Genomic DNA, 22,411 nt, shown 5'->3' on the forward strand with positions numbered 1-22,411 from the left:
AGGTAATAATAAAAAGGTTATATGTCTGAAGAGAGAGTAATAAGAATAAACAAGGTTTTAAGGGAATTAAATATTTCGTTAGAAAGAGCTGTTGATTATCTAAAGGATAAGGGGATTGCTATTGATGCAAATCCGAACGCTAAAATTTCTGACAGTGAATTTAATATCCTTCAAAGACAATTTGCGGGCGATAAGGGGAATAAGGAAGCTTCCAAAGAAGTAGGGGAAGAGAAAAGAAAGGAAAAAGAAGCATTGCGTGTTGAGCGCGAAAAGGAAATCGAAGACAAACGCAGGCAAGACGAAGAACGTCAAAAACAACAGGAGATTATAAAAGCAAAGGCTGTTGTAACGGGACCTGTTCAAGTGGGTAAGATTGATTTAAATCCTAAAAAGACAGTTGTTGCTACTCCTTCAGAAGAACCGGCTAAGGCTGAGGAGTCAAAAGTTGTTGCTCAGAAGGAAGTTGAAAAACCAATTCAAAAAGAAGATGGTAAGACTGATGCTTTGGCAACTCCAGACAAAGCAGATCCTATTATTACTGAGAAAAAAGAAATAAAAGCTGAAACTTCTAAAACAGCAAAAGAGCCAGTTGTTTCAACTGATCCCGAAACTGCAGAAGAAACGATCACTACACAATATCAAAAATTATCGGGAACGACTCTTACAGGTCAGACAATTGATTTATCTCAATTTAATAAACCTAAGAAAAAGAAAGAGGATCCAAAGATAACACCAAATAAACCAGGTACTCCGGGTGCAAACAATAATGCTAATAAAAACAAGCGTAAAAGAATTGCTCCTAAGCCAGGTGCTCCTGGGTTGCAAAAAACAGTTACAGGTAATGTTCCGGGAACACCAAATCCTAATAAAATTACACCAAACACAGGAGGAGGTTTTAATGCTAATAGAAGTGCGAGACCTGGTTTCGTGAAAGGGAATCGTCCGGCTATAGTTGCTAAAGTTGAGCCTACTGAGGAGGAAGTAAAAAACCAGATTAGAGAAACTCTTGAAAAGCTACAAGGTAAAGGCGGAAAATCAAAAGCGGCTAAATACAGAAGAGATAAAAGAGATACGCATCGTCAGAAATCTGATGAGGAGCAAAGAGCGCTTGACGAAGGAAGTAAGACTATTAAAGTGACTGAATTTGTTACTGTAGGTGAAATTGCAATCATGATGGATGTGCCAATTACTAAAGTTATCGGAACTTGTATGTCGCTTGGTATCATGGTTACCATGAACCAACGTCTAGATGCAGAAACTTTAACTATCGTAGCTGACGAGTTTGGTTATGAAGTTGAGTTTATCACAGTTGATATCGAAGAAGCGATCGAGGTAGTTGAAGATAAGGAAGAAGATTTAGTGGTTAGAGCGCCGATCGTTACTGTAATGGGGCACGTTGACCACGGTAAAACATCTTTACTGGATTATATCCGTAAAGAAAATGTTATCGCTGGGGAGTCCGGAGGTATTACGCAGCACATTGGGGCTTACGGAGTAACTCTTGATAATGGTCAGAAAATTGCATTTTTAGATACTCCTGGTCACGAGGCGTTTACTGCGATGCGTGCACGTGGAGCTCAGGTTACGGATATCGCAATTATTGTGGTGGCTGCCGATGATGATATCATGCCGCAAACAAAAGAAGCAATCTCTCACGCACAAGCTGCGGGAGTTCCAATTATATTCGCTATCAACAAAATTGATAAACCAAACGCAAATGTTGAGAAAATCAAAGAACGTTTGGCTGGTATGAATTTACTTGTTGAAGACTGGGGTGGAAAAATTCAATCACATGATATTTCTGCTAAAGTAGGAACAGGAGTAAAGGAATTGCTTGAAAAAGTATTGTTAGAAGCTGAAATCCTTGATTTAAAAGCTAATCCAAATAAGGCTGCTCAAGGAACTGTTGTGGAGGCTTTTCTGGATAAAGGAAAAGGATATGTTTCTACAATATTAGTGCAGCAGGGAACTCTTAAAATTGGAGATTACATGTTGGCAGGTAAACATCATGGTAAAATTAAAGCCATGCATGATGAGCGTGGACATAATGTAAAAGAAGCTGGGCCTTCGACTCCGGTATCTGTTTTAGGTCTTGATGGAGCTGCTACGGCTGGAGATAAATTCAATGTGTTTGAAGACGAAAAAGAAGCAAAACAAATTGCATCTAAACGTTCTCAGTTAATGAGAGAGCAATCAGTGCGTACACAAAGGCATATTACGCTTGATGAAATTGGACGTCGTATTGCTCTTGGTCAGTTTAAAGAATTAAATGTTATCCTTAAAGGTGACGTTGATGGATCTGTTGAGGCATTATCTGATTCATTCTCTAAACTTTCCACAGAAGAAGTCCAGATTAATATTATACACAAAGGGGTTGGGGCAATTACGGAAACTGATGTTAACTTAGCTTCTGCTTCGGATGCTATTATTATCGGATTTAATGTTCGACCTGCTGGAAATGCAAGACAGCTTGCAGATAAAGAAGAAATAGATATCCGTTATTATTCTATTATATATGCCGCTATCGATGACTTGAAAGATGCTATGGAAGGAATGTTAGCTCCTGAGATGAAAGAAGAGATTCTTGGTACAGCAGAAATTCGTGAGATTTTCAAAATTTCTAAAGTAGGTTCTATTGCTGGTTGTATGGTAACTGACGGCAAAATTTTAAGATCGTCTAAGATTAGGGTTATCAGAGAAGGTGTTGTGGTGCATACAGGAGAACTTGTAGCATTGAAGCGTTTTAAAGATGATGTTAAAGAAGTGACAAAAGGATATGATTGCGGTATTCAGATTAAAGGCTTTAATGATATCGAAGAAAGAGATGTTATTGAAGCATATCACGAGGTTGCAATTAAAAAGAAATTGAAATAATATTTAAAAGCAAAAAGTCCCGATTTAATCGGGACTTTTTGCTTTTAAAATGACTGTAAAATTTAATATGTTAACACTTGGCTATTTTTAATATTTAATGCGTAAAACTACTTAAAATTCATCAAAACAAGAGTCTTTTTTAATGTTGTAGAATTTGATTTTTAAAGCTAAAAACAAATAAACAAGTATTTTTATATTGAGTTTGCCTAAAATTTATTTGCTTGGTTTAATAAGGAATACGCTTTTGTATTTCTTTCTAATTTCTTCCAAATTTCGTTCTGCTTCAATTCTTGTTTTAAAATTTCCAACCACTACTTTATAGTTTGGAGTATTAAAAATAATAGTTCCGTCAATGTTGTTAAATTCCCTTTTGAAATTAGACAAAGTCTTTTTTGCTTCGTCACTTTTACCACTGAAAATTTGAATTTTGTAAGTGTCATTGGTACTAATTGACGTGTTAATTTTACGCTTATCATTTAGTAATTGCTCAAATTTAGGATCTTGATTCAAAGTAATGTTTTGGTCCTGAGCATTAATATTGAGTGTTAAAGTAAGCATGGGAAATACTAATAAAATCTTTTTTGATGGAGTTAAAATTCTCATAATGTGATGGTTTTTGTGCAAAAATAATGTTTAAAGTTTATATGTGGAATGTTTGTATTATTTAGAATTGATATAAATTGATATTTAAGACTATTTTAAGGTTTTGAGAATAGTACTTAAATTGTATTTTTGTGCAGGTTTTAAAAAAGCGGTATTAGATTTAACTGATTAATTACAGAAAAAATCATACCAAAAAATTAGTAGATAATTTTATACTATATGAAAAAGGTGGGTAACCATAATTCGATCTCAAGAAAATTGATGCTTAGCTTGTCGCTATCGCTGATTTTCTCCCTAACTTCATTTGCTCAAGATCCTGCTGCAGCTCCTGCGGCGACTGAAGCTGCTGCTGCTCCGGCTGCGGCATCTGGAGGTGATCCGGTAAAAGGGAAAGAACTTTTTAATGCAAATTGCGCTGCATGTCACAAATTAGATGCTAAATCAACTGGTCCTGCTTTACGTGGGGTTGCTGCTAAGCATGATATGGCTTGGATTTACAAGTGGGTGCATAACAGTTCTGACATGATTAAGTCAGGTGATCCTGTTGCAGTTAAACTTTTTGAAGAGAATAATAAGTCGGTAATGACTTCTTTTCCTCAATTGTCTGAAGGAGATATTGATAATATTATCGCATATACTTCTGAGCCTAAAGCGGAACCTGCTCCGGGACCTAATGGACAATTGCCAACTGGAAATGTTCAGGCTGATAATGGGATTTCAAATAACATTATTTTAGGAGCTCTTGCTCTTGTGATGGCTATTTTAGTTGTGATGTTGTTTATGGTGAACAAGGTTTTAACTAAAGTTGCAAATAAAAATGGTATTGAGGTTGCTCCTAAAGAAGCAAGGCTTCCAATCTGGAAAGCTTTCGCTAGAAACCAATTCCTGGTTTTAGTAACTGCAATTTTCTTGCTTTTGGCTAGTGGTTATTTTGTTTATGGTTACTTAATGCAGGTAGGTGTAGATCAGAATTATGAGCCAATTCAGCCAATTCATTACTCTCATAAAATTCACGCTGGCGATAACGAGATTAATTGTAAATATTGTCACTCTGCTGCTCGTGTAAGTAAAAATGCTGGTATTCCTTCGTTAAATGTTTGTATGAACTGCCATAAAAATATTTCTGAGGTTGCTGAAACAACGGCTACTGCTGAGTACAGCAAAGCATTCTACGATGCTCAGATTCAAAAATTATATGATGCTGTTGGTTGGGATAAAACTAAACAGGCTTATACCGGAAAAAAACAGCCTGTTAAATGGGTTCGTATCCATAACTTGCCTGACTTTGTTTACTTCAATCACTCTCAACACGTTTCTGTTGCAGGTATTGAATGTCAAACTTGTCACGGACCAGTACAGGAATTTGAAATCATGAAGCAATATTCTAAATTAACAATGGGATGGTGTGTTGATTGCCATAGAAAAACAGATGTTAAGATGGAGGGTAATGCTTATTATGACAAAATTCATGCTGAGCTTTCTAAAAAATACGGTGTAGAGAAATTAACTGCAGCGCAAATGGGAGGTTTAGAGTGTGGTAAATGCCACTATTAATCGATTTATTAAGATTTTAATATATATATACAATGTCATCAAACAAAAAATACTGGAAAAGTGTTGAGGAGCTAGAAAATAGCTCTATTGTTGAGGCGCTTAGAAATAACGAGTTTGTTGAAGAGATTCCTACTGATGAGTTTTTGGGTAACGCTGATGCTTTATCTACATCTGGAACTTCACGTCGTGACTTTTTAAAGTACGTAGGGTTTAGTACTGCAGCTGTTACATTAGCTGCCTGCGAAGGTCCTGTTCACAAGTCTATCCCTTATGTATTACAACCGGAACAAATCATTCCTGGTGTTGCAGATTATTATGCGACTACCGTTTTTGATGGTTTTGATTTTGCTAATCTTTTGGTTAAAACTCGTGAGGGTCGTCCAATTAAAATTGAAAACAATACAATTGCTGGTGCTAAATTTGCAGCTAACGCAAGAATTCATGCTTCTATTTTAGGATTATATGATAGTACGCGTTTAAAGGAGCCTAAAGTAGATGGTAAAGATTCTACCTGGTCAGCTGTTGATTTAAAAATTAAATCAAGTTTGGCAGATGCAAAAGCAAAAGGTGGTCAAGTAGTATTATTAACGAATACTTTAGCTAGTCCATCTACAGAAAAATTAATTGCTGAGTTTATTGCAAAAAATCCAACCGCTAAGCACGTTGTGTATGATGCAGTTTCTTCATCTGAGGCTTTAGATGCTTTTGAATCTGTTTATGGTCAAAGAGCTTTAGTTGATTATGATTTTTCAAAAGCTTCTTTAATCGTTTCTGTTGGTGCTGATTTTTTAGGAGACTGGCAAGGTGGAGGATATGATGCTGGATATGCACAAGGACGTATTCCTCAAAACGGAAAAATGTCTCGTCACTTTCAGTTTGAATCAAACATGACATTATCTGGAGCTGCTGCTGATAAGCGTGTTCCAATGACTGTAGCTGCTCAAAAGCAAGCTTTAGTTCAAATTTATAATATTGTTGTAGGTGCTTCTATTCCTGTGGCTTTAGAAGAAAACTTTAAAACTGAAGTAGTAAAAGCTGCACAACAGCTTAAAGCTGCTGGGTCAAAAGGAGTTTTAGTATCTGGAATTGAAGATAAAAATGCTCAATTATTAGTTTTAGCTATCAATCAAGTATTGGCTAGTGAAGCTTTTAATACTGCTGGAGCTAGACAAATTAGAAAAGGTTCTAATGTTGCAGTTGCACAGTTGATTAAAGATTTGAATGCTGGAAGTGTTCATACTTTAATTATGAGTGGAGTTAATCCTGTTTACACTTTAGCTGATTCAGCTTCTTTTGTATCTGGATTGAAAAAAGTTAAAACGTCTGTTGCTTTTTCATTAAAAGAAGATGAAACTGCATCAATTGTTTCAATTGCTGCACCAGCTCCTCACTACTTAGAATCTTGGGGTGATCTTGAGCTAACAAGCGGAACATATAGCTTAACGCAGCCAACAATTCGCCCAATCTTTAATACAAAACAATTTCAAGATGTTTTATTGTCAGTTAATGGTACAGCTGGTACTTTTTATGACTACTTAAAAACAAATTCTGGAGCTTACACTGCAGGAGCTTCTTGGAATAAAGTATTGCATGATGGTGTAGCTGTTCTTGGAGCTTCAGCTTTGACTGGAGGTGCTATTGATGCTGCTACTGCTGCAAATGCTGTTGCAAGATCTAAATCTGCTGGTGATTTTGAATTAGTATTATACACTAAAACAGGATTAGGAGATGGACAACACGCTAATAACCCATGGTTACAAGAGTTCCCAGATCCAATTACGAGAGTTTCTTGGGATAACTATGTTACAGTATCTAATGCAGATGCTAAAAAACTTGGCTTATCAAACGAAATTGTTGCAAACGGAGGTTTAAATGGTAGTTATGCTACTATTACTGTTGATGGCGTTAAATTGGAAAATGTTCCAGTTATCGTTCAACCAGGTCAAGCAGTTGGTACTTTAGGTCTAGCTCTTGGATACGGACGTAAAGCAGCTCTAAAAGAAGAAATGCAAGTAGGTTTAAATGCTTACGCTTTATATAAAGGTTTCAATAATGTTCAATCAGTATCTATTGCTAAAGCTGGTGGTGTTCATGAGTTCGCTTGTGTTCAAGGTCAGAAAACTTTAATGGGTAGAGGAGATATTATTAAAGAAACTACTTTAGAAATATTTAATACTAAAGATGCTGAACATTGGAATGAAAAACCAATGGTATCTTTAGATCACCAAGAAGTTGAGGCTACTACTGTAGATCTTTGGGAATCATTCGATCGTACAACAGGGCACCACTTCAACCTTTCAATTGACTTAAATGCTTGTACTGGATGTGGAGCTTGTGTTATCGCTTGTCACGCAGAAAACAACGTTCCAGTTGTAGGTAAAGCAGAGGTAAGAAGAAGCCGTGATATGCACTGGTTACGTATCGATAGATATTATTCTTCTGAAAGCACTTTTGAAGGTGATAACGAAAGAAAAGAAGGAATTGCTGGTTTATCTAGTTCATTATCTACATTTAATGAAATGGAAAAAGCAGGAGATAATCCTCAAGTTGCATTCCAGCCTGTAATGTGTCAACACTGTAACCACGCACCTTGTGAAACAGTTTGTCCAGTTGCTGCAACTTCTCACGGTCGTGAAGGTCAAAACCATATGGCTTACAACAGATGTGTTGGTACTCGTTACTGTGCTAACAACTGTCCATATAAAGTACGTCGTTTTAACTGGTTCTTATACAACAAAAACAGCGAGTTCGATTATCATATGAACGATGATTTAGGCCGTATGGTATTAAATCCTGACGTTAACGTACGTTCTCGTGGTGTTATGGAGAAATGTTCTATGTGTATCCAAATGACACAAGCTACTAAATTAAAAGCTAAAAACGAAGGCCGTCCAGTTAGAGATGGTGAATTCCAAACAGCTTGTTCTAGTGCTTGTTCTTCAGGAGCGATGATATTTGGTGATGTAAATGATAAAGAAAGTAAAGTTGCTAAATTAGCTGCTGACGAAAGATCATACCACTTATTAGAGCATGTAGGTACAAAGCCTAATGTGGTTTACCATGTTAAAGTTAGAAATACTTAGTAAAATTATTAATTAAGAAACAATATAAAGGATTATGTCGTCTCACTACGAAGCACCCATTAGAAAACCTTTAGTTATTGGTGATAAATCTTATCACGATGTAACTGTAGATGTAGCTGCACCTGTTGAGGGGCCTGCAAACAAGCAATGGTGGATTGTATTTTCAATCGCATTAATAGCCTTCCTTTGGGGGTTAGGTTGTATAATTTACACCGTATCTACCGGTATCGGAACATGGGGATTAAATAAAACAGTTGGCTGGGCTTGGGATATTACTAACTTCGTTTGGTGGGTTGGTATTGGTCACGCTGGAACATTAATTTCTGCGGTATTATTACTTTTCCGTCAACGTTGGAGAATGGCCATCAACCGTTCTGCTGAAGCTATGACTATTTTCTCTGTAGTACAAGCGGGTCTATTCCCAATTATTCACATGGGACGTCCTTGGTTAGCATACTGGGTATTACCTATTCCAAATCAATTTGGATCACTATGGGTTAACTTTAACTCACCATTACTTTGGGATGTATTTGCAATTTCAACGTATCTTTCAGTATCATTAGTTTTCTGGTGGACTGGCTTGTTGCCTGACTTTGCAATGCTTCGTGATAGAGCTATTACTCCATTTAACAAAAGAGTTTATTCTATCTTAAGTTTTGGATGGAGCGGTAGAGCAAAAGACTGGCAGCGTTTTGAAGAAGTATCTTTAGTATTAGCTGGTTTAGCTACTCCTCTTGTGCTTTCTGTACACACGATTGTATCTATGGACTTTGCTACTTCTGTAATTCCGGGATGGCATACAACAATTTTCCCTCCGTACTTCGTTGCTGGAGCAGTTTTCTCTGGATTTGCAATGGTAAATACATTGTTGATTGTTATGAGAAAAGTTTCTAATCTTGAAGCGTACATTACATTGCAGCATATTGAATTAATGAACATTATTATCATGATCACTGGTTCTATTGTAGGTGTAGCTTATATCACTGAGTTATTTGTAGCTTGGTATTCAGGTGTAGAATATGAGCAATATGCATTCTTAAACAGAGCAACCGGACCTTACTGGTGGGCATATTGGGCAATGATGACTTGTAATGTTTTTTCTCCTCAGTTTATGTGGTTCAAAAAACTAAGAACAAGTATTATGTTTTCATTTGTTATTTCGATTGTTGTAAACATCGGAATGTGGTTTGAAAGATTTGTAATTATTGTTACTTCTTTACATAGAGATTACCTTCCATCTTCCTGGACAATGTTCTCACCAACATTTGTTGATATTGGAATTTTCATTGGAACAATTGGTTTCTTCTTTGTATTGTTTTTATTATACTCAAGAACATTCCCTGTAATTGCTCAGGCAGAGGTAAAAACAATTTTGAAAGGAACAGGAGATAATTACATTAGAGAAAGAGCAAATAGTAAAGATTCACATCATGAGTAATAAAGTAATATACGCCATTTATAATGACGATGATATTTTGATGGAAGCAGTAAAGAAAACAAGAGCTGCGCACCATCATATTGAAGAGGTTTTTACTCCATTTCCAGTTCATGGATTGGATAAAGCTATGGGGTTAGCACCAACAAGATTAGCAATTTGTGCGTTCCTTTATGGATGTGTTGGAATTTCTGTTGCTACAACAATGATGAGTTATATCATGATTCATGACTGGCCACAAGATATAGGTGGTAAACCAAGTTTTAGTTTCATACAAAATATGCCATCTTTTGTGCCAATTATGTTTGAAATGACTGTATTTTTTGCAGCTCACTTAATGGTTATTACTTTTTACATGAGAAGTAGATTATGGCCATTTAAACAAGCAGAGAATCCTGATGTAAGAACAACAGATGACCATTTCTTAATGGAAGTGGCTGTAAACGATAATGAAGCTGAATTAGTTTCTTTCTTTGAAGGTACAGGAGCTGTTGAAGTTAAAGTAATTGAAAAGAATTAATTGTAGCTATGAAAAGGATATATAAAATAACACTTTTAGTTGGTATAACTATTTTAGTTTCATCTTGCCACAATAATTCGGCACCAAACTATCAGTATTTCCCAAATATGTATGAGTCTGTAGCATATGAAACTTATGGAGAGTCAAAAGTATTTAAGGGTGGAAAAGAAGGACAGCTTCCTGTAGAAGGAACTATTAACAGAGGTTTTGAACCTTATGAGTACGAAAATTCAACGGCGGGGTATGAATTGGCTAAAGCCAATTTAAGATCACCTTTGACTGAGGAAGAAAAAAGCTCTGAAAAAGGAAAACAGCTTTTCGAGATTTATTGTATCAGCTGCCATGGTGCAACTGGAAATGGAAAAGGTAAATTGGTTGAAAGGGAAAAATTTCTTGGGGTACCTAGCTATAAAGACAGGGAAATTACTGAGGGTAGTATTTTTCACGTAGAAACTTATGGTTTAAATGCAATGGGTTCACATGCAAATCAATTAAGTGCCCATGAACGTTGGTTAGTTGCTGACTATGTTCTAAAACTAAAAAGCCAATTATAATTGTTGAACAAACTGATCGTAATAGATATGTACACATTTTCAAGTAAATTAAAAACTTTTTCTATCATTCTAATGGCCGTTGGTATATTAGGGATTGGATATGGTTTTTTAAACGCTCCTAAAAATATTGAAGAGGTAGAAACTCTTCTTAAAAAAGAAGCAGCAGAGCACGGTGGTGGACATCATGAAGCCGCTCAAGCACATCATGAAGAAAAAACTGAAGCTACTCATGAAGAAAAAACACAAGAAGTTGCTCACCATGTAGAGGCTGAAGAAACACATGCACAGGTTGCTGTAAATAAAGATTCTATTGTTGCAAATGCAGATACAGTTCACGAAGCAAAAACTGAAGTAGTTCACGAAACTGCGGTTGCTAATCATGAAGTAAAAGCAGAAAAGCACGAAGAAGTTTCTCATGAACAAGATCATAAAGCGCATGCTGAACATGTTTTACACCAATTACAAAACAAACCTTGGTCAGCTTTGTATGTTGCTTGTATTTTCTTCTTATTGCTTACTATGGGAGTTTTAGCATTTTATGCTATTCAACAAGTAGCTCAGGCTGGTTGGTCTCCTGTTTTATTTAGAGTTATGCAGGGTATCACAGCTTATTTACCGGCTGGTTCTGTTATTTTCTTTATTATTTTGGTTTTATGTGGATTTCACTTTAATCATATATTTGTTTGGTTAGGTGAAGGTGTTACTGATCCTAAAAGCCCAAATTATGACGCTATTATTGCTGGAAAATCTGGTTATTTAAATTTTCCTTTTTGGATCATCAGAGCATTTATCTTTTTGTTAGGCTGGAACTTATATCGTATTTATTCTAGAAAAAACTGTCTTGCTCAGGATGAAGCTAATGATGATTTATATTACAAAAAGAATTTTAAGTTATCTGCTGGTTTCTTAGTATTCTTTATAGTTTCTGAGTCTATTATGTCTTGGGACTGGATAATGTCTTTTGATCCTCATTGGTTTAGTACATTATTTGGATGGTATGTATTTGCTTCTTTCTTTGTAAGCGGTATTACTACTATTGCATTAGTTACAGTCTATTTAAAATCTAAAGGATATTTAGAGTATGTAAATACAAGCCATATTCATGATTTAGCTAAATTTATGTTTGGTATTAGTGTATTCTGGACGTATTTATGGTTCTCTCAATTTATGTTGATTTGGTACGCAAATATTCCTGAAGAGGTAACTTATTTCGTAACAAGAATTCAATTATATAACCTGCCTTTCTTTGGTGCTGTAGTTATGAATTTTGTTTTCCCATTATTGATATTAATCAATACAGATTTCAAACGTCTTAACTGGGTTATTGTAATGGCTGGAATTGTCATCTTGTTAGGACATTATGTTGACTTCTTTAATATGATTATGCCTGGAACCGTTGGTGACAGATGGTTTATTGGAGTTTCTGAAATTGCATCTATTCTTTTCTTCTTAGGTTTATTTATTTTCGTAGTGTTTACTGCTTTGAGTAAATCTCCTCTGTTAGCAAAAAGAAATCCTTTCATAGAAGAAAGTAAACATTTTCATTATTAATATTTAAAGAAGTAAACAGATGACAAGTTTGTTGGTAATTATAGTTTTAGTTTTATTAGCAGTTGCATTATGGCAATTGACCAAGATTTTCGATCTTACTCAGGTTGGGGCTTCTTCGGACGATTCTCAGGTAGCGTCTGATAATGATAACAATGTTCAGGGATATATCATGTTTGGCTTTTTGGCTTTCATTTATATCTTCACAATTTACGGTCTAGTAAAATGGGGTAATTTGGCACTTCATACACCTGCTTCTGAGCATGGTCTTTTGGTAGATAATTTAATGAATATTACTTGGGTATTAATTTTTACTGTTCAGGTTATTACTCAGGGTTTATTATATTGGTTTTCTTTTAAATATAAAGGCAATAAAGATAAAAAAGCTTTGTTTTTTGCTGATAGTAATAAATTGGAAGCAATTTGGAGTATAATTCCTTCTGTTGTTTTAGCAATCTTAATACTTTACGGATTGTATGCATGGAATAACATCATGTTTGTTGACAAAGACGAAGATGTAGTAGAAATTGAATTATATGCTCAGCAATTTAAATGGACTGCCAGATATGCAGGGCAGGATAATGTTTTAGGTAAGGCAAATGTTCGTTTAATTGAAGGTATCAATACTTTGGGTGTTGATATGTCTGATCCTAATGCTCAGGATGATATTGTAGTAACTGAATTACATATTCCAAAAGGGAAAAAAGTTCATTTTAAAATGCGTTCTCAGGATGTTTTACACTCTGCTTATTTTCCTCACTTTAGAGCCCAAATGAACTGTGTTCCGGGTATGGTTACTGAATTTGCTTTTATTCCAACTTATACTACTGCTGAATATAGAGAGCTGCCTTTTATGATTGAGAAAGTAGCTCATATCAATAAACTTAGAAATGAAAAAAGTGCTGAATTAATTGCAAAAGGAGGTACAGCTTTAGACCCATATACATTTGATTACTTATTGTTATGTAATAAAATTTGTGGAGCTTCCCACTACAATATGCAAATGAAAGTTGTTGTGGATTCTCCTGAAGATTATAAAAAATGGTTAAGTGAAAAAACAACTTTAGCTCAGGATATTAAAGCTGCAGCCGCGGCTGAAAAACCAGCTGAAGGAGCTGAACCTACTACAGATACGACTACAAAGGTAAAAGATACTGTAAAGGCAGTTATTGATACTGTTAAAGCAGCTGTAGCAAAAGTTGCGGTTAAATAATATTATTAAGAAAATTTAAAGTACAATTATATGTCAGCAGAAGCGCACGGTCACGATCACGGACACGATCACGAGCACGAACATCATCATAAAGACACATTCATTACTAAATATATTTTTAGTATTGATCACAAAATGATTGCTAAACAATACTTGATTACAGGTATTATTATGGGCATCATTGGTATTGTAATGTCTTTACTTTTCAGAATGCAATTAGCTTGGCCTGAAGAGTCTTTTAAAATATTTAATGTTTTATTAGGAGATAAATTCGCACCTGATGGTGTAATGGCTAATGATATTTATTTGGCCTTAGTCACAATTCATGGTACCATTATGGTATTCTTCGTATTGACGGCGGGTTTGAGTGGAACTTTCAGTAATTTACTTATTCCACTTCAAATTGGTGCAAGAGATATGGCTTCAGGATTTATGAATATGATTTCATACTGGCTATTTTTCTTATCTGCTGTAGTAATGTTGTGTTCTTTATTTGTTGAAGCTGGACCAGCTTCTGCAGGTTGGACAATTTATCCGCCATTAAGTGCTTTGCCACAAGCAATTCCGGGATCAGGTACGGGTATGACCTTATGGTTAGTTTCAATGGCGATATTTATTGCATCTTCATTGATGGGATCTTTAAATTATATTGTAACTGTAATTAACTTAAGAACAAAAGGAATGTCTATGACCAGACTTCCTCTTACTATCTGGACATTTTTCGTAACAGCTATTATTGGTGTTATCTCATTCCCTGTTTTATTATCTGCGGCTTTATTATTGATTTTTGATAGAAGTTTTGGTACTTCATTCTTTTTATCTGATATCTATATCGCTGGTGAAGTTTTACATTATCAAGGAGGTTCTCCAGTATTGTTTGAACACTTATTCTGGTTCTTAGGTCACCCTGAGGTTTATATTGTAATCTTACCAGCAATGGGTCTTGTATCTGAAATTATGGCTACGAATTCACGTAAACCAATCTTTGGATACAGAGCGATGATTATGTCTGTGCTTGCAATCGCATTCTTGTCAACTATTGTTTGGGGTCACCATATGTTCCTTTCAGGTATGAATCCTTTCTTAGGATCTGTATTTACATTTACAACATTATTGATTGCAATTCCATCTGCTGTAAAAGCATTTAACTGGATAACAACTTTATGGAAAGGTAATTTACAATTCAATCCTGCAATGTTATTCTCTATTGGAATGGTTTCTACTTTCATCACAGGAGGTTTAACCGGAATCATTTTAGGGGATAGTACTTTAGATATTAACGTTCATGATACTTATTTTGTAATTGCTCATTTTCACTTAGTAATGGGTATCTCTGCACTTTACGGTATGTTTGCTGGTATTTACCACTGGTTCCCTAAAATGTATGGAAGAATGTTAAACAAAAACTTAGGTTATATCCACTTCTGGGTAACTGCAGTTTGTGCTTATGGAGTTTTCTTCCCAATGCACTTTATTGGATTGGCTGGTCTTCCAAGACGTTATTATACAAACACAAACTTCCCATTATTTGATGATTTACAAAATGTGAATGTTTTGATTACAACATTTGCTCTTGTAGGAGGTGCGTTCCAATTAGTATTCTTATACAATTTCTTTAGTAGTATTTTCTACGGTAAGAAAGCGGTTCAGAATCCATGGAAATCTACAACATTAGAGTGGACAACTCCGGTTGAACATATTCACGGTAACTGGCCAGGTGAAATTCCTCATGTATATCGTTGGCCGTATGATTACAGTAACCCAAATCATGATGTAGATTTTGTTCCTCAAAATGTACCAATGAAAGAAGGTGAAGAAGTTTTACACCACTAAAAATATTTCAAAAGACCATCAGAAATGATGGTCTTTTTGTTTTTGTGAAAATTTTATCTCTGAACTTTTACTGTTTTACAAACTGATTACTTTGTCTATCTTTGTAAAATGAATGAGAATCTAGATCCTACCACAAAAGGATACAACCCAGAAGAGTTAGATCTTGAAAAAAGATTGCGTCCGCTGTCATTTGATGATTTTGCCGGACAAGACCAGGTTTTAGAAAATTTAAAGGTTTTTGTCGCAGCTGCTAACCAGCGCGGAGAAGCACTTGATCATGCACTTTTTCATGGACCTCCCGGACTAGGAAAAACTACTTTAGCTAATATTTTAGCAAACGAACTTGAAGTTGGAATCAAAATTACTTCTGGTCCTGTTTTGGATAAGCCGGGTGATTTAGCAGGTTTGTTGACAAATCTAGATGAAAGAGATGTATTATTCATTGATGAAATTCATCGTTTAAGTCCTATTGTTGAAGAATATTTATATTCTGCTATGGAGGACTTTAAGATTGATATCATGATTGAATCCGGGCCTAATGCCAGAACAGTTCAAATTAATTTAAATCCTTTTACCTTAATTGGGGCTACTACGCGTTCAGGATTATTGACTGCACCTATGCGTGCCCGTTTTGGAATATCGTCCCGTCTGCAATATTATACGACCGAACTTTTAACTACAATTGTAGAAAGAAGTGCTTCTATTTTGAAAATGCCTATCGATCTTGAAGCAGCAATAGAAATTGCAGGCCGCAGCCGTGGTACACCTCGTATTGCAAATGCATTATTGCGCCGTGTACGTGATTTTGCGCAGATAAAAGGGAATGGTATTATTGACTTAGAGATATCAAGATATGCTCTTAAAGCACTAAATGTTGATGCGCATGGGCTTGATGAAATGGATAATAAAATTTTATTAACGATTATCAATAAATTTAAAGGAGGCCCTGTTGGTCTTTCTACTCTGGCAACAGCAGTCTCTGAAAGCAGTGAGACGATTGAAGAAGTTTACGAGCCATTTTTGATTCAGGAAGGTTTCATTATGCGTACTCCCCGTGGTCGTGAAGTTACAGATAAAGCCTATAAACACTTAGGAAAAATAAACACGAATATTCAAGGAGGATTATTTTAATTTATTATCCAATGTCCCTAAGTAAAATATATAATTATCCAAATAAGCTTTCAATTTTAAGATTTTTTCTGGATGCTGAAGGGATACGTAAAAATCCTATTCCGTTTCATAATAGGTACTTTGATGTTTTGGGAGATTCATTTTCTATTAGAATTGGAAAAACCCAATATATCATTTTGTCTAGGGACAATGATGTTGCCGAATATATTCTACAGAAAAATCAAAAGAACTATCATAAATCAAAGTTTCAGTCCGTGTATCTTTCGAAATATTTAGGTAAAGGACTTTTAACAGTTGATGGTGAATTTTGGTTAAAACAAAGAAGACTTATTCAGCCAGCTTTTCATAAACAAAAAATGAATAAGTTGGTTGAAAACATGGAAAAGATAATTGCTTCAGAACTAAATGATCTAGTGGCAGAAAAACCTATTGATCTTTTTCCTGTTATGAGCGAACTGGCCTTTAATGTTGTGGCTAAATCATTATTTCAGCTTTCTACCTCTGATGAAAAATTAAATCGTATAAAATTTATTATCGAAGAAGTTCAGAATTTCTTAATCAAAGAAATTAGACTTCCACATAAAGCGTGGTGGTTTTCAATTAGTGGTCAGTTAAATAAACATCTTGAGTTGGCTTATGAAAATAATAAAATTATTAGGGAAATTGTAGAGGAAAGGATTGCTTCAAAAAAAGAAGTTAATGATTTGCTGAATATGCTTCTTGAAACACGTTATGAGGATAGTGGTGAAGGAATGTCTGTAGAACAATTAATAGATGAGATAAAAATTCTTTTTATTGCCGGGCACGAAACAACCGCTAATGCTTTAACTTTTACCTTACATCTTTTAGGAAATAATCCTGATGTACAGGAGAAGATATTCGACGAAATCTTCAAAATTGAATCGGAGACTGATAATGTAGTGGAGCAGCTGCAAAGAATGACCTATACAAATGCAGTTTTAAATGAGTCAATGCGATTGTATCCGCCTGCCTGGATTACAGACAGGGAAAATGTCGATGATGATACTCTGGGATATTTTAATATTAAAAAAGGAACCCTGATTGGTATTTCTTTTTATGAACTGCATCGTAATCCTAAATATTGGGAAAATCCTAATGAGTTTATTCCTGAACGTTTTATTGGTGAACAAAAAAAGAAATCGCTGCAATATTTTTATCCTTTTGGAGCCGGGCCAAGAATGTGTATTGGGGCAGGATTTGCTATTTATGAAATGTGTCTGACACTTTCTTATATTGTAAAAAGATACTTGATTAAATCAACTAAAAATGAAATACGGTTTAATCCGTTAATCACTTTAAAACCAGTTGGAGCTGAAGTAACATTCTCTAAAAGATGACCATTAATGCTAAAGAGACATATTCGAAATTTATTAAATCTGAAGCAAAACGGCTTGGTTTCATTTCATGTGGGATATCCAAAGCAGGATTTCTTGAACATGAAGCTCCACGTTTGGAAAAATGGTTAAAAAATAATTATAATGGGCAAATGGCCTATATGGAAAATCATTTTGATAAACGTTTAGATCCAACATTATTGGTTGATGATGCCAAAAGTGTAGTTTCGCTTTTACTAAATTATTATCCTGCAGAGGTTCAGAATAATGAAAGTTTCAAAATCTCAAAATATGCTTATGGTCAGGACTATCATTTTGTAATTAAAGAAAAACTCAAAGAATTTCTTCATTCAATCCAGGAAAATATAGGTGATGTTTCGGGACGTGCTTTTGTAGATTCGGCTCCTGTTTTAGATAAGGCCTGGGCAGCAAAAAGCGGTTTAGGATGGATTGGTAAAAACAGCAATTTATTAACTCAGAAAGTAGGTTCGTTTTATTTTATTGCTGAACTTATTCTGGACTTAGATCTAGAATACGATCATGCAGTAACGGATCATTGCGGTTCATGTACAGCCTGTATTGATGCCTGCCCAACACAGGCAATAGTCGCTCCTTATGTAGTAGACGGAAGCAAATGCATCTCTTATTATACCATTGAACTTAAAGAAAATATTCCATACGAAATGAAAGGCAAATTCGATGATTGGATGTTTGGCTGTGATACCTGTCAGGATGTTTGTCCCTGGAATCGTTTTTCTAAACCGCACTCGGAACCATTGTTTAATGCAAATCCTGAGTTGCTTTCTTTTTCCAAAAAAGACTGGATTGAAATAACAGAGGAAACTTTTCGCTCAGTTTTTAAAAATTCCCCTATTAAGAGAACTAAATTTGATGGTCTGAAGAGAAATATTAAGTTTTTGGAGTAGTATTGAAAAAAATAAAAACTTTACAGTAAGGTCTTTCTGAGTTAAGGAAAGACCTTTTGCTTTGACTTAATATTGAAACGTTGCATTTTTCACAAAAAAAAGGTTCTGAGCGATTCTTTTCTTTCGGAGAATATTTCTAAATAGTTAAATGTCTTATAATGATTTAAAAATGAATTTGTTAGGTGTTAAAAAATGTAGTGGCTTATCTTTTTATGTTTAATTTTTTTAACTTTATAATCCTTAAAATTTTTCAGATATGACTGTAAATCAAATATTAAACGCAAAAGGGAAAAATGTTTATTCCGTACGTTCAACAACAACTGTTTATGAAGCATTGAAGGTAATGGGCGAAAAAAATATAGGCGCTATTCTGATTATCGATGATTCTGAGTTAAAAGGAATATTGTCTGAAAGGGATTATGCAAGAAAAATTGTTTTAAAGGATAAATCATCAAAAGAAACTTTAGTTGATGAAATCATGGAAAGCACTGTTTTTACAGTAAAACTTTCGGATAATTTAGAAAATTGTATGGAACTTATGAGTACGAAAAGAATACGACACCTTCCGGTTTTAGAAAACGAAATTGTTGTAGGTATTATTTCGATTAGTGATGTTGTAAAAGCTATTATCGAATTGCAGAAGGATACGATAAATCATCTTAACTCTTATATTTCTCAATAAGAGTTTAAATAATAAAAATTTATAAATAGTCCGAAATGTATCGGGCTATTTTTTTATACAAAATTTAAATTTTTAGTAAAAGTATGCTCAAAAACAAACAGTTTTATTTCAAGTCTTATATCTTTGTGAGAATATAATTAAAGTGAAAACGAATGAATAAAGAGACAAAAAGAAGAGAAGCATTATTATATCATGCAGAACCAACTCCAGGGAAAATTCAGGTAGTTCCAACTAAAAAATATGCAACTCAAAGAGACTTGTCTCTGGCTTATTCGCCGGGAGTTGCAGAACCATGTTTAGAAATCGCAGCAAATCCTGAAGATGTTTATAAATACACAGCAAAAGGAAATTTAGTAGCTGTAATTTCAAACGGGACAGCTGTTTTAGGTTTGGGAGATATAGGTCCTGAAGCAGGAAAACCGGTAATGGAAGGAAAAGGTTTGCTTTTTAAAATTTTCTCTGATATTGATGTTTTCGATATTGAAATCGGAACAAAAGATGTTGAAGAATTTATTCAGACTGTAAAGAATATTGCCCCAACTTTTGGAGGAATTAATCTAGAAGATATAAAAGCCCCTGAATCTTTCGAAATAGAAAGAAGACTGATCGAGGAGTTAGATATTCCGGTAATGCACGACGATCAGCATGGAACTGCTATTATTTCTTCGGCTGCCTTAATTAATGCACTTGAACTGGCAGGAAAAAAAGCTGAAGATATAAAAGTTGTAGTTTCAGGAGCCGGATCTGCTGCTATAGCCTGCACGGATTTATATGTTTTGCTGGGTGTAAAAGTTGAGAATGTTTTAATGTTCAACAGTAAAGGACTTTTAACAAAAGATAATCCTTCGCTTTCAGAGTTGCAGTTGAAATATGCTGTAGATGGTGATAAAATTGATCTTGCGGATGCTGTAAAAGGCGCTGATGTTTTCATAGGGCTATCTTCAGGAAATATTCTGTCACCTGAAATGCTGCTTTCAATGGCCGAAAGTCCAATTGTTTTTGCGATGGCAAATCCAAATCCTGAAATTGATTATAATTTAGCTGTCGAAACCCGCAAGGATGTAATTATGGCTACAGGCCGTTCAGATTTTCCTAATCAGGTAAATAATGTTTTAGGTTTCCCTTATATTTTTAGAGGGGCTTTGGATGTTAGGGCAACAAAAATTAATGAAGCTATGAAAATGGCAGCTGTAAAAGCACTGGCTTCATTAGCTAAACAATCTGTACCGGAACAGGTTAATGTAGCTTATGGTGCAACAAAATTAGGTTTTGGCCGCGAATATATTATTCCAAAACCATTTGATCCAAGATTGATTGCAGTAGTTGCGCCTGCTGTTGCGAAAGCAGCTATAGAATCAGGCGTTGCCAAAAATCCGATTACAGACTGGGCAGCTTATGAAGAAAAGCTTTTGGAACGTTTGGGCAATGATAATAAGATGGTTCGTTTGATTACAAACCGTGCAAAAATGGATCCGAAACGAGTGGTTTTTGCTGAGGCAGAGCATTTGAATGTGTTAAAAGCCGCTCAGATTGTTTACGAAGAAGGGATTGGTTTTCCAATTCTATTAGGGAATAAAGAAATCATTTTAGAACTTAAAAAGGAATTAGGTTTTGATGCCGATGTTGAAATAATCGATCCTAAGATAAATGAAGAAGAAGCAAGGCGCAACAGATTTGCAAATTCATATTGGGAGACAAGAGAAAGGAGAGGGGTTTCTTTGCTGGATGCTCAGAGATTTATGCGCGAAAGAAATTATTTTGCAGCAATGTTGGTTAACGAAGGCGAAGCAGACGGTTTGGTTACAGGGTATTCAAGAAGTTATCCAAGTGTTGTAAAACCAATGATGCAGTTAATTGAAAAAGCACAAGGCGCATCTCTTGTTGCTACTACAAATATGATGCTTACAGCACGTGGCCCAATGTTTTTGGCAGATACAGCAATAAACATTAATCCATCTGCAGAGGATTTGGTTAATATTGCGATTATGACTGCTAAAACGGCTAAAATGTTTGGTATTGAGCCTGTTATTGCAATGGTCTCTTATTCAAATTTTGGATCATCGACTCATGAAAATGCTTCAAAAGTAAGGGAAGCTGTTGCATATTTGCATAAAAATCATCCAGATATGATTGTTGATGGCGAAATTCAGGCCGATTTTGCTTTGAATCCGGAAATGCTTGAGGAGAAATTTCCTTTCTCTAAATTAGCAGGAAAAAAAGTCAATACCTTGGTTTTTCCTAATCTGGAATCAGCAAACATTACATATAAAATGCTAAAAGAGCTATATAAGGTAAATTCTATCGGACCAATCATGATGGGAATGGGAAAACCGGTTCATATTTTTCAACTAGGTGCAAGTGTTGAAGAGATGGTAAATATGGCGGCAATTGCAGTTATTGATGCTCAGGGAAAAGAATTGAAGAAAATCAAACTAGGGAAATAAGAGGGTTTATACGGTTGTTAATGTTGTCTTAAATTTAGTATATTTGACCCACAAATAATATTATGATAGCACATTTGCAGGGTAAATTGGTGGAGAAAAATCCAACAGAGGTAATTATTGATTGTGCAGGGGTTGGATATCAGGTTAATATCTCGCTGCATACTTTTTCATTACTTCCAAATACTGATTTTATAAAATTATATACGCATCTTCTAATCAAAGAAGATGCGCATACTTTATATGGTTTTGTAGAAAAGTCTGAAAGAGAAATATTTAGAATGCTTATATCTGTTTCCGGAATTGGAGCTAATATTGCCAGGACGATGCTTTCATCTATAGATCCAAAGCAAATTATCAATGCAATTGCTTCAGGAGATGTTGGTGTTATTCAGTCTATTAAGGGCATTGGTAATAAAACTGCTCAAAGAGTCATATTGGATTTGAAAGAAAAAGTCTTAAAATTATATGATTTGGATGAAGTTTCTGTTGTTCAAAACAATACAAACCGAGATGAAGCGTTATCTGCTTTAGAAGTTTTAGGTTTTGTTAGAAAGACATCTGAAAAAGTTGTTGAGAAAATTGTAAAAGAAGATCCGGACGCTACTGTAGAAACCATTATCAAAAAAGCTTTAAAAGCTTTATAAATTACTATTAAG

Annotated in this window: 16 protein-coding genes; 15 read left to right on the forward strand and 1 reads right to left on the reverse strand. The window is 35.0% G+C overall.

Translation table 11 applies throughout. The features are described from left to right. Window positions 1-21: 21 nt before the first annotated feature. Window positions 22-2,874 carry a translation initiation factor IF-2 gene (gene infB / locus P5P89_RS12260; protein WP_278008585.1) on the forward strand — a complete coding sequence of 951 codons (2,853 nt, stop codon included), beginning with the start codon at window positions 22-24 and terminating at the stop codon, window positions 2,872-2,874. Window positions 2,875-3,087: 213 nt separating this feature from the next. Here infB and P5P89_RS12265 read toward each other — a convergent pair whose 3' ends face one another. Next, the gene (locus tag P5P89_RS12265; protein WP_278008586.1) at window positions 3,088-3,477 is read right to left on the reverse strand and encodes an SPOR domain-containing protein; all 390 of its coding nucleotides are present in this window, start codon (window positions 3,475-3,477) and stop codon (window positions 3,088-3,090) included. 219 nt (window positions 3,478-3,696) lie between these two features. Between P5P89_RS12265 and P5P89_RS12270 the strand changes: the two genes are divergently transcribed. The 14 genes from P5P89_RS12270 (at window position 3,697) to ruvA (ending at window position 22,399) form a co-directional block, all read left to right on the forward strand. Continuing rightward, window positions 3,697-5,031 carry a c-type cytochrome gene (locus tag P5P89_RS12270; RefSeq protein WP_278008587.1) on the forward strand — a complete coding sequence of 445 codons (1,335 nt, stop codon included), beginning with the start codon at window positions 3,697-3,699 and terminating at the stop codon, window positions 5,029-5,031. Between the two features lie 32 nt (window positions 5,032-5,063). Then, complete coding sequence (locus tag P5P89_RS12275; protein WP_278008588.1) at window positions 5,064-8,114, forward strand: TAT-variant-translocated molybdopterin oxidoreductase; 3,051 nt, start codon at window positions 5,064-5,066, stop codon at window positions 8,112-8,114. 34 nt (window positions 8,115-8,148) lie between these two features. After that, window positions 8,149-9,552, forward strand: coding sequence for an NrfD/PsrC family molybdoenzyme membrane anchor subunit (gene nrfD / locus P5P89_RS12280; RefSeq protein ID WP_025572652.1), 1,404 nt, complete (start codon window positions 8,149-8,151; stop codon window positions 9,550-9,552). After that, window positions 9,545-10,069, forward strand: a complete 525-nt coding sequence (locus tag P5P89_RS12285) for a DUF3341 domain-containing protein (RefSeq protein WP_278008589.1) — start codon at window positions 9,545-9,547, stop codon at window positions 10,067-10,069. The genes nrfD and P5P89_RS12285 overlap by 8 nt, the downstream gene beginning before the upstream one ends. Window positions 10,070-10,077: 8 nt before the next feature. Further along, window positions 10,078-10,623: a c-type cytochrome gene (locus P5P89_RS12290; RefSeq protein WP_278008590.1), complete on the forward strand. Its 546-nt coding sequence runs from the start codon at window positions 10,078-10,080 to the stop codon at window positions 10,621-10,623. Window positions 10,624-10,650: 27 nt separating this feature from the next. Next, the gene (locus P5P89_RS12295) at window positions 10,651-12,174 is read left to right on the forward strand and encodes a cation-translocating P-type ATPase (protein ID WP_278008591.1); all 1,524 of its coding nucleotides are present in this window, start codon (window positions 10,651-10,653) and stop codon (window positions 12,172-12,174) included. Window positions 12,175-12,193: 19 nt separating this feature from the next. After that, window positions 12,194-13,384, forward strand: a complete 1,191-nt coding sequence (locus P5P89_RS12300; RefSeq protein ID WP_278008592.1) for a cytochrome c oxidase subunit II — start codon at window positions 12,194-12,196, stop codon at window positions 13,382-13,384. Window positions 13,385-13,414: 30 nt separating this feature from the next. Next, a complete protein-coding gene (locus tag P5P89_RS12305) occupies window positions 13,415-15,217 on the forward strand; it encodes a cytochrome c oxidase subunit I (protein ID WP_223679593.1) in 1,803 nt (600 codons plus the stop codon). A gap of 108 nt (window positions 15,218-15,325) precedes the next feature. Then, a complete protein-coding gene (gene ruvB, locus P5P89_RS12310; RefSeq protein WP_223679602.1) occupies window positions 15,326-16,348 on the forward strand; it encodes a Holliday junction branch migration DNA helicase RuvB in 1,023 nt (340 codons plus the stop codon). A gap of 11 nt (window positions 16,349-16,359) precedes the next feature. Then, window positions 16,360-17,706, forward strand: a complete 1,347-nt coding sequence (locus P5P89_RS12315; protein WP_278008593.1) for a cytochrome P450 — start codon at window positions 16,360-16,362, stop codon at window positions 17,704-17,706. Continuing rightward, the gene (queG, locus tag P5P89_RS12320; RefSeq protein WP_278008594.1) at window positions 17,703-18,629 is read left to right on the forward strand and encodes a tRNA epoxyqueuosine(34) reductase QueG; all 927 of its coding nucleotides are present in this window, start codon (window positions 17,703-17,705) and stop codon (window positions 18,627-18,629) included. The genes P5P89_RS12315 and queG overlap by 4 nt, the downstream gene beginning before the upstream one ends. Window positions 18,630-18,885: 256 nt before the next feature. Beyond that, entirely contained in the window at window positions 18,886-19,311 is a 426-nt protein-coding gene (locus tag P5P89_RS12325) for a CBS domain-containing protein (RefSeq protein WP_223679610.1), read from the forward strand. Between the two features lie 152 nt (window positions 19,312-19,463). Beyond that, entirely contained in the window at window positions 19,464-21,755 is a 2,292-nt protein-coding gene (locus P5P89_RS12330) for an NADP-dependent malic enzyme (RefSeq protein WP_278008595.1), read from the forward strand. Window positions 21,756-21,817: 62 nt separating this feature from the next. After that, window positions 21,818-22,399, forward strand: a complete 582-nt coding sequence (gene ruvA, locus P5P89_RS12335; protein ID WP_278008596.1) for a Holliday junction branch migration protein RuvA — start codon at window positions 21,818-21,820, stop codon at window positions 22,397-22,399. Window positions 22,400-22,411: the final 12 nt, after the last annotated feature.

Source organism: Flavobacterium gyeonganense, assembly GCF_029625295.1.
Lineage (GTDB): Bacteria > Bacteroidota > Bacteroidia > Flavobacteriales > Flavobacteriaceae > Flavobacterium > Flavobacterium gyeonganense.

Coding starts and splice junctions, on each gene's coding strand:
- P5P89_RS12265 (WP_278008586.1), bottom strand. CDS start 3,477: ATGAGAATTTTAACTCCATCAAAAAAGATTTTATTAGTATTTCCCATG.
- P5P89_RS12330 (WP_278008595.1), top strand. CDS start 19,464: ATGAATAAAGAGACAAAAAGAAGAGAAGCATTATTATATCATGCAGAA.
- nrfD (WP_025572652.1), top strand. CDS start 8,149: ATGTCGTCTCACTACGAAGCACCCATTAGAAAACCTTTAGTTATTGGT.
- P5P89_RS12295 (WP_278008591.1), top strand. CDS start 10,651: ATGTACACATTTTCAAGTAAATTAAAAACTTTTTCTATCATTCTAATG.
- P5P89_RS12285 (WP_278008589.1), top strand. CDS start 9,545: ATGAGTAATAAAGTAATATACGCCATTTATAATGACGATGATATTTTG.
- P5P89_RS12315 (WP_278008593.1), top strand. CDS start 16,360: ATGTCCCTAAGTAAAATATATAATTATCCAAATAAGCTTTCAATTTTA.
- infB (WP_278008585.1), top strand. CDS start 22: ATGTCTGAAGAGAGAGTAATAAGAATAAACAAGGTTTTAAGGGAATTA.
- queG (WP_278008594.1), top strand. CDS start 17,703: ATGACCATTAATGCTAAAGAGACATATTCGAAATTTATTAAATCTGAA.
- P5P89_RS12305 (WP_223679593.1), top strand. CDS start 13,415: ATGTCAGCAGAAGCGCACGGTCACGATCACGGACACGATCACGAGCAC.
- P5P89_RS12270 (WP_278008587.1), top strand. CDS start 3,697: ATGAAAAAGGTGGGTAACCATAATTCGATCTCAAGAAAATTGATGCTT.
- P5P89_RS12275 (WP_278008588.1), top strand. CDS start 5,064: ATGTCATCAAACAAAAAATACTGGAAAAGTGTTGAGGAGCTAGAAAAT.
- ruvA (WP_278008596.1), top strand. CDS start 21,818: ATGATAGCACATTTGCAGGGTAAATTGGTGGAGAAAAATCCAACAGAG.
- P5P89_RS12300 (WP_278008592.1), top strand. CDS start 12,194: ATGACAAGTTTGTTGGTAATTATAGTTTTAGTTTTATTAGCAGTTGCA.
- ruvB (WP_223679602.1), top strand. CDS start 15,326: ATGAATGAGAATCTAGATCCTACCACAAAAGGATACAACCCAGAAGAG.
- P5P89_RS12290 (WP_278008590.1), top strand. CDS start 10,078: ATGAAAAGGATATATAAAATAACACTTTTAGTTGGTATAACTATTTTA.
- P5P89_RS12325 (WP_223679610.1), top strand. CDS start 18,886: ATGACTGTAAATCAAATATTAAACGCAAAAGGGAAAAATGTTTATTCC.